22 protein-coding genes and 1 pseudogene are annotated in these 10,955 nt (G+C 47.9%); 13 read left to right on the plus strand and 10 right to left on the minus strand.

Going from position 1 to position 10,955, the window contains the following annotated elements:
* Positions 1 to 15: 15 nt before the first annotated feature.
* From ACYQ8U_RS20190 to ACYQ8U_RS20205, 4 genes and pseudogenes are all read right to left on the minus strand, one after another.
* The gene (locus ACYQ8U_RS20190; protein ID WP_459947372.1) at positions 16 to 312 is read right to left on the minus strand and encodes a type II toxin-antitoxin system RelE family toxin; all 297 of its coding nucleotides are present in this window, start codon (positions 310 to 312) and stop codon (positions 16 to 18) included.
* A gap of 6 nt (positions 313 to 318) precedes the next feature.
* Positions 319 to 579 carry a type II toxin-antitoxin system Phd/YefM family antitoxin gene (locus ACYQ8U_RS20195; protein ID WP_459947373.1) on the minus strand — a complete coding sequence of 87 codons (261 nt, stop codon included), beginning with the start codon at positions 577 to 579 and terminating at the stop codon, positions 319 to 321.
* Between the two features lie 186 nt (positions 580 to 765).
* Complete coding sequence (locus ACYQ8U_RS20200) at positions 766 to 1,062, minus strand: HigA family addiction module antitoxin (protein WP_459947374.1); 297 nt, start codon at positions 1,060 to 1,062, stop codon at positions 766 to 768.
* An 8-nt stretch (positions 1,063 to 1,070) separates the two neighbouring features.
* Positions 1,071 to 1,154 (minus strand): annotated as a pseudogene (locus ACYQ8U_RS20205) (peptidase); the annotation flags it as partial.
* A 51-nt stretch (positions 1,155 to 1,205) separates the two neighbouring features.
* Between ACYQ8U_RS20205 and ACYQ8U_RS20210 the strand changes: the two are divergent.
* The 5 genes from ACYQ8U_RS20210 to ACYQ8U_RS20230 all read left to right on the plus strand — a co-directional run bounded on the left by ACYQ8U_RS20210 (position 1,206) and on the right by ACYQ8U_RS20230 (position 2,515).
* Positions 1,206 to 1,364: a nucleotidyltransferase family protein gene (locus ACYQ8U_RS20210; RefSeq protein ID WP_459947390.1), complete on the plus strand. Its 159-nt coding sequence runs from the start codon at positions 1,206 to 1,208 to the stop codon at positions 1,362 to 1,364.
* On the plus strand, positions 1,357 to 1,530 hold the full coding sequence (locus tag ACYQ8U_RS20215; protein ID WP_459947392.1) for a HepT-like ribonuclease domain-containing protein: 174 nt from the start codon (positions 1,357 to 1,359) through the stop codon (positions 1,528 to 1,530). The genes ACYQ8U_RS20210 and ACYQ8U_RS20215 overlap by 8 nt, the downstream gene beginning before the upstream one ends.
* A 13-nt stretch (positions 1,531 to 1,543) precedes the next feature.
* Complete coding sequence (locus ACYQ8U_RS20220; protein WP_459947393.1) at positions 1,544 to 1,804, plus strand: hypothetical protein; 261 nt, start codon at positions 1,544 to 1,546, stop codon at positions 1,802 to 1,804.
* Between the two features lie 7 nt (positions 1,805 to 1,811).
* Positions 1,812 to 1,946: a response regulator gene (locus ACYQ8U_RS20225; RefSeq protein ID WP_459947375.1), complete on the plus strand. Its 135-nt coding sequence runs from the start codon at positions 1,812 to 1,814 to the stop codon at positions 1,944 to 1,946.
* Between the two features lie 98 nt (positions 1,947 to 2,044).
* A complete protein-coding gene (locus ACYQ8U_RS20230; protein ID WP_459947391.1) occupies positions 2,045 to 2,515 on the plus strand; it encodes a sigma-54 factor interaction domain-containing protein in 471 nt (156 codons plus the stop codon).
* Between the two features lie 239 nt (positions 2,516 to 2,754).
* Here ACYQ8U_RS20230 and ACYQ8U_RS20235 read toward each other — a convergent pair whose 3' ends face one another.
* The 4 genes from ACYQ8U_RS20235 to ACYQ8U_RS20250 form a co-directional block, all read right to left on the minus strand.
* Positions 2,755 to 3,093, minus strand: a complete 339-nt coding sequence (locus ACYQ8U_RS20235; protein WP_459947376.1) for a type II toxin-antitoxin system PemK/MazF family toxin — start codon at positions 3,091 to 3,093, stop codon at positions 2,755 to 2,757.
* Positions 3,071 to 3,346, minus strand: a complete 276-nt coding sequence (locus ACYQ8U_RS20240; RefSeq protein WP_459947377.1) for an AbrB/MazE/SpoVT family DNA-binding domain-containing protein — start codon at positions 3,344 to 3,346, stop codon at positions 3,071 to 3,073. Before ACYQ8U_RS20240 ends, ACYQ8U_RS20235 begins: the two co-directional genes overlap by 23 nt.
* A gap of 155 nt (positions 3,347 to 3,501) precedes the next feature.
* The gene (locus ACYQ8U_RS20245; protein WP_459947378.1) at positions 3,502 to 3,777 is read right to left on the minus strand and encodes a type II toxin-antitoxin system RelE/ParE family toxin; all 276 of its coding nucleotides are present in this window, start codon (positions 3,775 to 3,777) and stop codon (positions 3,502 to 3,504) included.
* A 3-nt stretch (positions 3,778 to 3,780) separates the two neighbouring features.
* Entirely contained in the window at positions 3,781 to 4,044 is a 264-nt protein-coding gene (locus ACYQ8U_RS20250) for a prevent-host-death protein (protein ID WP_459947379.1), read from the minus strand.
* Positions 4,045 to 4,323: 279 nt separating this feature from the next.
* Here ACYQ8U_RS20250 and ACYQ8U_RS20255 point away from each other — a divergent pair, with 279 nt between their 5' ends.
* Both ACYQ8U_RS20255 and ACYQ8U_RS20260 read left to right on the plus strand, forming a co-directional pair.
* Positions 4,324 to 5,751, plus strand: coding sequence for a sensor histidine kinase (locus tag ACYQ8U_RS20255; RefSeq protein WP_459947380.1), 1,428 nt, complete (start codon positions 4,324 to 4,326; stop codon positions 5,749 to 5,751).
* A gap of 16 nt (positions 5,752 to 5,767) precedes the next feature.
* Positions 5,768 to 7,162, plus strand: coding sequence for a sigma-54-dependent transcriptional regulator (locus ACYQ8U_RS20260; protein ID WP_459947381.1), 1,395 nt, complete (start codon positions 5,768 to 5,770; stop codon positions 7,160 to 7,162).
* 142 nt (positions 7,163 to 7,304) lie between these two features.
* Here ACYQ8U_RS20260 and ACYQ8U_RS20265 read toward each other — a convergent pair whose 3' ends face one another.
* Together ACYQ8U_RS20265 and ACYQ8U_RS20270 are read right to left on the minus strand one after the other, a co-directional pair.
* Positions 7,305 to 7,448, minus strand: coding sequence for a HEPN domain-containing protein (locus ACYQ8U_RS20265; RefSeq protein WP_459947382.1), 144 nt, complete (start codon positions 7,446 to 7,448; stop codon positions 7,305 to 7,307).
* Positions 7,438 to 7,740 (minus strand): nucleotidyltransferase domain-containing protein, encoded by a 303-nt coding sequence (locus ACYQ8U_RS20270; RefSeq protein WP_459947383.1) that lies wholly within the window; start codon positions 7,738 to 7,740, stop codon positions 7,438 to 7,440. Before ACYQ8U_RS20270 ends, ACYQ8U_RS20265 begins: the two co-directional genes overlap by 11 nt.
* Positions 7,741 to 7,812: 72 nt before the next feature.
* Here ACYQ8U_RS20270 and ACYQ8U_RS20275 point away from each other — a divergent pair, with 72 nt between their 5' ends.
* The 6 genes from ACYQ8U_RS20275 to ACYQ8U_RS20300 all read left to right on the plus strand — a co-directional run.
* On the plus strand, positions 7,813 to 8,055 hold the full coding sequence (locus ACYQ8U_RS20275) for a type II toxin-antitoxin system RelE/ParE family toxin (protein WP_459947384.1): 243 nt from the start codon (positions 7,813 to 7,815) through the stop codon (positions 8,053 to 8,055).
* Between the two features lie 588 nt (positions 8,056 to 8,643).
* A complete protein-coding gene (locus ACYQ8U_RS20280; RefSeq protein WP_459947385.1) occupies positions 8,644 to 8,853 on the plus strand; it encodes an AbrB/MazE/SpoVT family DNA-binding domain-containing protein in 210 nt (69 codons plus the stop codon).
* On the plus strand, positions 8,850 to 9,221 hold the full coding sequence (locus ACYQ8U_RS20285; protein WP_459947386.1) for a type II toxin-antitoxin system VapC family toxin: 372 nt from the start codon (positions 8,850 to 8,852) through the stop codon (positions 9,219 to 9,221). The genes ACYQ8U_RS20280 and ACYQ8U_RS20285 overlap by 4 nt, the downstream gene beginning before the upstream one ends.
* Positions 9,222 to 9,440: 219 nt before the next feature.
* Positions 9,441 to 9,755 (plus strand): nucleotidyltransferase family protein, encoded by a 315-nt coding sequence (locus tag ACYQ8U_RS20290; RefSeq protein ID WP_459947387.1) that lies wholly within the window; start codon positions 9,441 to 9,443, stop codon positions 9,753 to 9,755.
* Entirely contained in the window at positions 9,752 to 10,021 is a 270-nt protein-coding gene (locus ACYQ8U_RS20295) for a HepT-like ribonuclease domain-containing protein (RefSeq protein ID WP_459947388.1), read from the plus strand. Before ACYQ8U_RS20290 ends, ACYQ8U_RS20295 begins: the two co-directional genes overlap by 4 nt.
* Before the next feature lie 517 nt (positions 10,022 to 10,538).
* Positions 10,539 to 10,955: glycosyltransferase family 2 protein (locus tag ACYQ8U_RS20300; protein ID WP_459947389.1), on the plus strand; the 417-nt coding region annotated here is incomplete at its 3' end.

Here is a 10,955-nt window from a genome sequence, read left to right on the forward strand (position 1 = left end):
GAAAATTGAGTGGAATTATGATTTTCCCTCTTTGTTTATAATCGTAAAGGTTTCTTCGTAAATATTTTTCCTTGGTCCTACGGCAATTATTTCCAGGATTTTTTCTGCAGGTAGAATTCGATAAATAATTCTATATCTTTTAACACGATAACTTCTTAGTCCGTGAAGTTCTTCCTTTAAAGCTTTGCCACTATTGGTGTTTTGTACCAAAAAATGCAAAGCAGATCTGATGTCCGTTTTAATAAGCGGATGCAGACCACGGATAAGAGAAGCCACTGATTCTGGTACTTTTAGAAGATAATCGCCAGGCATGATCGATCAATCAAAGAGCTCTTCGAGGGTATAAAGCGATGCTTTGTCTTTCTTCAGCTCAATCAGCCCTTTCTTTATCTCTTTCATAAAATCTGCATCAAAACGGATTCGCATTGTTTCCCGCCAGCTTTCAAATTCATCGGGACTTATCAGGACAGCAATGGGTTTTCCGTTTTTCGTAATAACAACTTCTTCATGAGTTTTGTTTACAGAATCGGCAAGGGCACTTAATTTCATTTTTGCTTCAGAAACAGAAAGAGTAACCATATTTTAACCTTAAATTGAGGTTGACCTAAATTAAGTCTAATTCTAATTTTATTTTCATGGCATGTCAAGGCGCTTATCAGTAATAAAATTATGGCTGGAGGTCAGTCAGGCACCATAGCTGGACTGCGGCGCAGTCACCGGAAGGTTACCATGCAGCGTATGGTAACCACCGACACCAACACCGAATCAATGAAGCCCGTGGACAAGGAAAGGTTTGATGTTCAGTTCGTGTTTATGTTGCTCTACTCGCCAGAGGTCGTAGGCAACCTGGTGCCCCATCCAGCTTTCCGGGCTTCCACCAAAGGCGATGGACAGACGAAACGCCATCTCCGGTGAAATGCCGGCATTGCCGTTGACAATTTTTGACAGAGTTTTACGGCTGACTCCAAGAGCAAGCGCGGCTTTAGTGACTGACAGGCCCATGGGGTTAAGCCATAGTCCACTGAGGATTTCGCCGGGATGGGGAGGGTTGTGCATTCTCATGTTCTCACCTAATGAGAATCTTCATAATCAACAACTTCGGCATCGCCGTTTTCAAAGCGGAAAGTAACACGCCAATTGGCCTGCACGGTTACTTTGGCAGCTATGCTCGCCAGGCCGCCTGCGATAGTTCCGATATCGATCTTATGGTCGAGCTCGAGGATGAAAAAAAAACCTTGAGGAACTTTTTTTCTCTCAAACGATATCTGGAAAAGAGCCTGGGGAAAAAGGTCGACCTTGGTATCGAGAGCACCCTGAAACCTGTCGTCAAAGAGGCGGTTCAAAAAGACGTGATTTATGTCTGAACGACATTATCGGCTCTATCTCAATGATATTCTTGAATCGGGGCATGCAATTCAGTTGTACGTTGAAGGGATCACATATGACATTTTCTGCAAGGAGCGGATGCGTATTTCAGCGGTCGTTCGTGAATTTGAGATTGTATCCAGATGTGCCATGGCGAGAAGTTAAGGACTTTCGCAATATGCTCATCCACGCATATTTTAAGGATGCCATCAGTCGGCGAAGCCTACAGCACCGCTTGGCCCGGTTTGTCGCTGAGGGGAGGATTGTAAGGGAAGGAAAACAAAGAGAGATACGTTCCCGGCTTGCACCGGTCACAGGAAAGGTCAGATTGACAGAAGCCGGTGGAGATTTGATGGAAATCACCGGAGAAATGGCAGTTACTTCTTCGTCCGTTCCCGAAGAGAATCACGACAAGTTCGTAAAGCTTATTCTGGAATAATTTTATCATGATGTCGGCCTTCGCTAACGTCGACACGGCTGTGCAGGCGATGAAATTTGGCGCCTATGATTTTATCACCAAGCCCTTCAAACTTAACGAGATTGTCTGTATCCTGGAAAAGGCCGCCGAAGGGTACGACTGAAAAAAGAAAATCGCCAGCTTCGCCAAAAAGTCGAGGAACTGGAAAAGGGCAGGGGGTTTGCCGACATCATCGGCGAGAGCAAGGCGATTAAGGATATCCTGGGTCTTGCGGCAAGAGCTGCGGGGCACGACACGACCGTGCTTATAACCGGGGAAAGCGGCACCGGGAAGGAACCTGTCGCCAGGCGCATACATCAATGCAGCGGCAGGAGCGGCGGGCCGTTTGTCACGATTAACTGCGGCGCCATTCCAGAAAATCTGCTGGAAAGTGAATTTTTCGGCTATATGAAGGGCGCCTTCACCGGCGCCGATTCCGACCACAAGGGTTTGTTTGAGGCGGCGGCCGGCGGCACTTTGCTGCTTGACGAGATCGGTGAGCTGCCGCTTGAATTGCAGGTAATGTCGCTGCGGGTTTTGCAGGAGCGAGAAGTCCGGCCCCTTGGATCAAACATGAATAGAAAGATCGATGTCCGTGTCCTGGCGGCCACGGCGAAAAATCTCGGTGACGAGGTGCAACAGGGGCACTTTCGCCAGGATCAGCTCTTTCGGCTGAATGTGGTTGAACTATAACCAGGGGCGCTGGAGCGTCACTTTCGGTTACCACGCTGGAGCATGGGAACCAGAATTCTACCTGAGGCCTGACGTTGTGGACCGAAAGGGCGGTGGGTCGGCAAAGGTAAGGACTAACAGCAGTGCTTCCACATCGGCGACTGCATCAGCACTGGTGCCCATGCTCCGGCGTGGGAACTTCATGTGCTGCACTTCACATGCGCCGCATGACAACGAGGGATGTCGAGATATTATACTCTTTATTCACCATACATTTCGGTGATTATTCTTCGCAACTGAGAGGCTTCAGAAACAGATAGTTGATCAATTTTCTGCCTCAAACGTTTTTTGCTGATTGTTCGTATTTGATCAACAGCGATTTCGGCTTGTTTGTCGGCACAATTAATCTGCAACCGCGTTCTCCATTTCGGATGGAGCTTTGAAATCAAAGGACAAATAACGACAGTTTGCAAATGAGCGTTCATTTCATCGCCGCTAATGACAACAACTGGACGGATTTTATTGATCTCACAACCGATGGTTGGAATCAAATCTGCAAAATAAATCTGGTAACGTTTAGGACTTGTCAATGTCGTCATCCTCCAGGCCATCTAAAAGAGTAGCATCATAATCGTTCCAGTCTTCATCCTCTTCAGCCATGGCTTTATAGGTATCGCTCCAGGAAAGTTTGTCGTCATGTTTTTTTCGAAGGAGAAGACCTTGGTCCGTTTCTTCGAGGACTAACGAGCCGGTTAAACCATATTTATTTAAGAGATTTTTTGGTAGGCGGACACCTAAGGAGTTACCTATGGGGATTATTTTTATATCTCGAGCGCGTACATGTTTTTCCATAGCGTACCCTCTATAATTAAGATTGTATGGCAACGTAACTACCGTAATTACATTATGGTGAGTTTGACGAAATAATGCAAGATTTCCTTCGAACGAATTTCTTGAGTGCGTAGAGGCGGTTATTGTAAAACAGGTAAATCATCCTGACGTCGATCTCATCGATACACCTCGTCATGACTGCCGACATCAAGCAGATAGATTTCATGATCCGCGATCACGAGGGACAGGGTAAGACGGTAGCTGGAGGTGATGCTGATTGCCTGCACACCCTTGAGCCGGCCACCAAGATGATGGTATCGAAGATGCGGCTGAAAAGGGTCATGCTCCAGATCACGGAGAATTGCAGCGAACTTCTCCCGCAAGTCAGGGGGCTGCTTGAGAAACTTGCCGGCCGAACGGGTAAAGCCGGATGTCCATACCAGGGTGTACATGCTTCAACCTGCCAGATCCAACTCTTTGAGCAGCTCTGCCGCTGTGCCGCGTTGCGCACGGCCAGCCTGTATGTCTGCCAGTGAGGCCAGCACCCGCGCGGTGTACGCCTCGTCTTGAGCCTCCAGCAAAGCCTGATAGCGAGCTTCGGTAAGCACCACGTATTGCGGCTTATTGTTGCGGATCACATGCACGTCGCCATCAGCAATGAGATCATCCAGTGCAGCGATACCGCGCCGTTTAATTTCTTGGGCAGGTATGGTATTCATATTAGACTCCTTTTAATACTTATTTAGATACTAAATACCACATCAAGCACAAAAAGGCAATGGACAGACGAAACTTCTTTTTCGTGGGTTCCAGCGGTTTAATCCAATTAAAAAATTTAAAAAATTTCCTTCGGTTTCCGTGACATGCTATATTGATTGTAAGCGCAGTATTTAGATGAAGAGAAGAGGGTAAAGAAAGACAGAACGCCGGCTTGCATGACAGAGAAAAAGTTTAAAACCAAAATCGTGCTGACATTCGCAACTATGCTGGTAATGGCGATGTTGCTACAGAGCGTAGTTGTCATATTCCTCGGCGTACGTGCCTCCATCCGGGAGGATGTCTCCTGGGCGAGGCAAGCTCTCCAGCGTGCGGCGGTTTCCGCCAGTGCCAATAAAGATTTTACAGAAAACGAAATTTTCACATGCACTTATGTTGAAAACACAGAAACGGAAATAACAGGACAGCCCCCCTGCAAATATACCGACCAACTCCGTACGCTCTCACAGCAGGCCAGGTTACAGAATAAACCCTCCATCGCCTTTACCGGTGCAGGCTGGGACACTTTTCTCTTCGGCAATGAAGTTGTCCTCATCGCTGTGCCGCTGGTCAACACCACCGGGCAGACAATCGGCAGTCTCGCCGCGGAACGCTCACTCCTGCCGATATATTCCAGATATGCACAGGATGTTAAGATCGTCCTTTGTTATCTGCTGGTGAATGTACTGCTCTTCAGCACGTTAAGTTTTTTCAGGATTGCCGATCTTTTTTTTCGGCCACTCGACAGCCTGGTACAAAAAGCCGAGACCTATCGTCCGGACGAGCAGGAACTCTTCCTCGTCAGTGATAACGACAGCCCCTTTCGGAAGTTGTCGACCAGCCTCAATACTCTCTTTGCCCGGGTTGAAAAGGATAATCGGACCCTCCGGCAAAACCTGTTTGCGCTGAAGGAGATCAATGCCGAGTTGCAAGAAAAAAATGCCCTCGTCGTCCGCTCGGAGAAGCTGGCGACGGCCGGGCGGCTATCCGCCGGTCTGGCCCATGAAATAGGCAATCCTCTGTCGATCATTCAGGGCTATGTGGAACTGTTGGGCAGAGACGATCTCAGTGGTGATGAAAAGCAGCAATTTTCCGAAAAGGCGCAGCAGGAGCTGGACAGAATAAAACGGCTGATCAGGCAACTTCTCGATTTTTCCGCACCGAATCGCCTGGAGGCGGAAACGGTGGCGGTGAATGCGCTTATTGGTGATGTGGTCAGCTTTGCCACACTGGAAAAAAACTTTGCCAAGGCATCGATTACCACGAAACTTTTTGCCGCGGATGATGCGGTTGTTGCCGACAAGGACGCCTTAAGGCAGGTACTGCTCAATTGCCTCTTTAACGCCGCCGACGCCACGGCTTCGCTGCAGGGCAGGCATAGATCAATAGTTATCGCCACATCCCAGGAACAAAACAATAACATGCAGGCGCGGCTGGTCATCAGGGTGCGGGATAACGGCACGGGGATCACCGAAGAACAGCATCCCTATCTCTTTGATCCCTTCTTTACCACAAAAGAAGTCGGCAGGGGGACGGGGCTGGGCCTTTTTGTCTGTCATACTATTATGGAGAGGTTGCAGGGGACAATAACGCTTGATAATGTAGTGCCGACCGGTGTTGAGGTGAAAATAACCCTGCCGCTGCAGATATTGGCGCAGGTAAAACAGTAATATATCCTGTTACATTATGAATACATTGCCGACCGAAAGCCTGCTGATAATAGACGATGAAGCGAATATGCTCGATATGTTATCGGCATCTTTACGCCGAGAAGGGTACCAGATAACCACCGCCGTAGACGGCCGCCAGGGGCTGCAATATGCCGGCACCAACTCGTTTGACTTTATCCTCTGCGACCTGAAAATGCCGCTGATGGATGGCCTGCGGTTTTTAGAGGAAGCCAAACTTCAAAAGATTGATGCAACGATCATCATGATGTCGGCGTTTGCCAATGTCGATACGGCTGTGCAGGCGATGAAATTTGGTGCCTATGATTTTATCACCAAACCCTTCAAGCTCAACGAAATTGTCTGTATCCTGGAAAAGGCTGCCGAGAGGGTGCGACTGAAAAAGGAGAATCGCCATCTTCGCCAAAAAGTCGAGGAATTGGAAAAGGGCAGGGGCTTTGCCGACATAATCGGCGAGAGCAAGGCCATTAAGGATATCCTGGGCCTTGCTCAAAGAGTAGCAGGGCACGACACGACCGTGCTCATAACCGGGGAAAGCGGCACCGGAAAAGAACTTGTCGCGAGAGGCATACATCAATGCAGCGGCAGGGCCGGCGGGCCGTTTGTCACGATTAACTGCGGCGCCATCCCCGAGAATTTATTGGAAAGTGAATTTTTCGGCTATATGAAGGGCGCCTTCACCGGGGCCGATGCCGACCATAAAGGGTTGTTTGAGGCGGCGGCCGGCGGCACCTTGCTGCTCGATGAGATCGGTGAGCTGCCGCTTGAATTGCAGGTAAAACTGCTGCGGGTTCTGCAGGAACGGGAAGTCCGCCCCCTCGGCGCGAATGTAAACAGAAAGATCGATGTCCGTGTCCTTGCGGCGACGGCGAAAGATCTCGGAGATGAAGTGCAACAGGGACACTTCCGCCAGGATCTGCTCTTTCGTCTGAATGTCGTTGAACTAAAAATACCCGCACTGCGCGATCGCCCTGGCGATATCCCGCTGCTGGTGCACTCCTTGATCGAGACCGAGAGCCGCAAAATGGACATCCGCATCAAGGGCGTTACCCACGGCGCCCTGGCCTTGCTCGGTAGCTACCCCTGGCCGGGCAATGTCCGCGAATTAAAGAATGTCCTGGAGCATGCGATCATCTTTGCCGAAAATGGCTGGATCAACTCGGAAAGCCTGCCGGTAAAGATGTGCAAGCCAGAGTGTCCGCACTCAGAGAATCTGTTGCCGGATACCTTTTCCGTTAAAGAAGGGAAAGTTTTTATTGAGAGTTACCTTATTGCCAAGGCCTTGGCGAAAACGAATGGCAACAAGTCGCAGGCCGCCGAGCTGCTCGAGATCAGCTATCCTTCGCTGTTAAGTAAGATCAAGGAATATAATCTGCAAGGCAAGGAGTCTTAGTGTTGGTAGAGCCAGGTGAGCATTTTTTCAGATGCCTCACGTACATCGATTTAAACATGGTAAGAAATGGCGTCGTTTCTCATTAGCTTGGTCCGACCCCTATGATGATGTATGGATGTATGTGTCTTTCTCCGTGCTTTATTCAATTAACAGTTCTTTGACTTTTCTCAACAGATTGCTGAATATTTTGTAGGCAAGGATTTAAAAGTCCGCTCTCGAAAAGAACTATAGCCGAATGTAAATTGTCTCCGGCATAAGCAATCCAGTTTTTTGTTTCATCTTTCATAAATGACTACCCCGTGTGAAATTTCATCGGCCATCACGCCCTGAAATTTTCCGGTGCGAAGCGGAATTATGTCAATAGGAATTTGTTTTGCGACCTGTCGTATTTTTTTTCTATACTTTAGAGCAAGGGGTAAATATGATTCATTGCTGTCCTGCTGCACAGCAATATCGATATCGTTTGGTGAGTCCTTTGTGAAGAAGGATCCAAAAATAATGATCTTCATGATCTCTGACTCACCTTTCAAACAGTGAACAATCTCATTTTTAATTCGCTCTTTTTCAAGCTGGTTCATTATTTTTTCTCCTATTTAAGTGCCATTCCATAACCAAACAGTAACAAATATGTTATCATACTGCAAAGCGTGATGTCATTTTCTTTTATATCACAAACTGATCCCTTGGCAGCAGGGGAGGTTGTGCTGAAAATCATCAGGACGGTTTCACTCTTAAAAGAACAGCCAGGGCTTGGCCGGGCTGGTCGTGTTCCTGGCACAAGAGAGCTTATTGTTGCCAATACCCGTTTTATCGTCCCATACCGGGTCAAAGACGACTGTCTCAAGCTTCTGCGAGTATACCACTCATCGCGCATTTGGCCACGTCGGTTATAATCCGCCCATGAGGCTGCAGGAGAAATTCTGACGGGCCTTGTCCTTTCCATTGCAAGCCACTCTGCCCCTTAAAATGTTCGCACACAATTAAAACGATATAATCTGCCGTCGGAGCAAGATTACGAGATCTCGGGATCTCATCGCGGTAGCTCAAATACTGGATCAGGCAAAAGGGTCCGACCCCAAGTGATCAATCGATGCAATCGCGTTTCGAGACGGCAAACGTCTCATTAACCAGATGGAATGACGATGTCATTACATTTTTTCGGGCGAGAGAATCCGGTAATCACCTGCGGTGTTCGCAAGGCAGATGGGGCGAAAGGTGAGCGAAGTCAATGATCATTATCAACTGAGGGAGCAAGGAACTGCTTACAATGCCCAATTAGCCCCTGAAAAGGTACTTTTAAGCTCTGAAAACACGTATTATTGGATTTAAGTGTTGAATGATCGGGTAGATAGCTTGGTCAGACCTCAAATACTCTGACCAAATGCTCTTGTGGTGTATAAGCTTGTGTGCGAACATGAAAATTGACAGTCTCCCGTAAAAATCTTACAATTATCCTGTCGATCAACAAAAGGGAGAATACCATGCAGGCGACCATCTCAAGTAAATATCAAATAGTCATCCCCAAATCGGCCAGAGAGCATCTTAACCTCAAACCGAAGCAAAAACTGACAGTCATAGAAAAAGACAAGATGCTCATCCTCATTCCTCATGTCTCTCTTGATGAGCTGAGAGGCATTGCCAGGGACGCGAAAATCGATAATCACCGGGAAAAACAGGATCGTTTCACATGATTATTGTTGACTCTTGTGGTTGGCTGGAATGGTTTACCGATGGCCAGCTGGCCGACAAATATAAACAATATCTAACGGCCCCAGAGAACATCCTCATGCCTGCGATCATTCTTTACGAAGTTTACAAGGTTCTGAAGAGAGAGGTTGGCGAAGAAAAGGCGCTGCTCGCTGCCGGATATATGAAAAACTCTCCGGTGATCCCCTTTGACGACACTCTTGCACTTGCTGCCGCGGATATTGCCCTGCAGGACAATTTAGCCATGGCAGACGCCATTATTGTGGCGACATCACGCGCTCATAATTGCCGAATCATCCCTTCAGATGCGGATCTCAAAGATCAAACAAACGTGGAGTACATCCCGAAATGAGAGCCTTTTTTTTCTCTCAAACGATATCTGGAAAAGAGCCTGGGGAAAAAGGTCGACCTTGGTATCGAGAGCACCCTGAAACCTATCGTCAAAGAGACGGCTCACAAAGACGTGATTTATGTCTGAACGACATTATCGGCTCTATCTCAATGATATTCTTGAATCTGGGCATGCAATTCAGTTGTACGTTGTGAACAGTTACCTATGAATCGAGGGATTATGGGAAACGCAAGAGGAGAAAAAATAAATGCGCAGGCGGCAGCCAATCGGCTTCGCTTGGAGTTGCCGCGTTTGCGTCGGGAATATGCTGTGGTCTCACTGGGGCTGTTTGGCTCGTATGTCCGAGGCGAACAGCGTAAGGGAAGCGATCTTGATGTTCTGGTTGAGTTTTCAAAAGTACCTGGAATGTTAAGATTTCTTGACCTGGAGAGGGATCTGTCACACCTTCTCGGAGTTTCCGTAGACCTGGTGCAAAAGGAGGCGCTTAAACCTTCCATAGGCAAGCGGATACTGGAAGAGGTCTTGCCCATATGAAAAAACCATGTTTCGTTCAGGATTATTTACGGGATATTCTTGAGGCTATGGACAAGGCCGAAGAATTTACCAACGGCTTGGATCTTCCTATGTTCACTGGCGATGATAAAACCTCCTTTGCTGTTATTCGCTGCCTTGAGATCATCGGCGAGGCTGCCAGGAAGATTCCGGTTGATCTTCGACGACGGTTTGAAGATATTCCTTGGAAAAGTCTCGCCGGAATGCGGGACAAGTTGATTCACGACTATGCTGGGGTAAGTTTGTAAGTTGTATGGCGGACAGTCAAGGAGGATATCCCGACTGTGCGACCTTTGTTGATAGCTGTATTGGAAAAGATACAAGCAGAACAGGGTTAAATCGGTGCTGCAAGGAGCCTGCATTGGAATCAGAGCCTCATACAAAATGACGAATCAAACTCACTGTTCGTCATTCCCGCACTGTGCCTGGCTCCAATGCGCCGCATGGGAACTCCTCCAGGATGCGCCGCATCCCAGAATGAAGGCCAAAGACACCCCAGCCAATCAAAATCCACCCCCAGTGCAGTAACCAAAAGGAAAAAAAAACCGCTAACACCAATCGTTTTCGCCCACCACCTAATTCCAGGTAATCTAAACAAAATCTTGATTCCAGCAGAGAGAAAAGATATGCTAACCCATAACAAATAACATGGAGAGCTGACAAAAGCACTCCAGAGGAATATCCGCCAGGCTGAAAGAAACCGATCTTTTTTTTAAGTTGCCACTTATCAGCTACATGATTGGGCCAATTGAGGGAGTCTGTGTCGTGAGTGATACAAGAAATGTAGCTGTCACCGTGTTGATACCTGCCTATAACGAAGAAAAAAGCATCGGCAATACCGTGCGCCGCGTCAAAGAATTGCATCCGGATTTTGAGGTGCTGGTCATAGATGACGGCTCAACGGATAAAACAATGAAAATGGCCATGGATGCCGGGGCGAACGTCTGGCCGCATCCGTATAATATCGGCAATGGCGCGGCAATAAAATCAGGTCTACGGGTGGCCAGAGGTGAATGGGTGGTCATGATGGACGCAGACAGCCAGCACAACCCTGAAGATATCGCCCGGTTACTGGAGTATAAAGCCCAATACGATATGGTCATCGGCGCCAGAACAAAAATGTCTGAAACCGCCCTGCATCGTGATATGGCGAATTATTTTTATAATAAATTCGCTACCTAT

The sequence above is a fragment of the Desulfocastanea catecholica genome, from assembly GCF_054657295.1.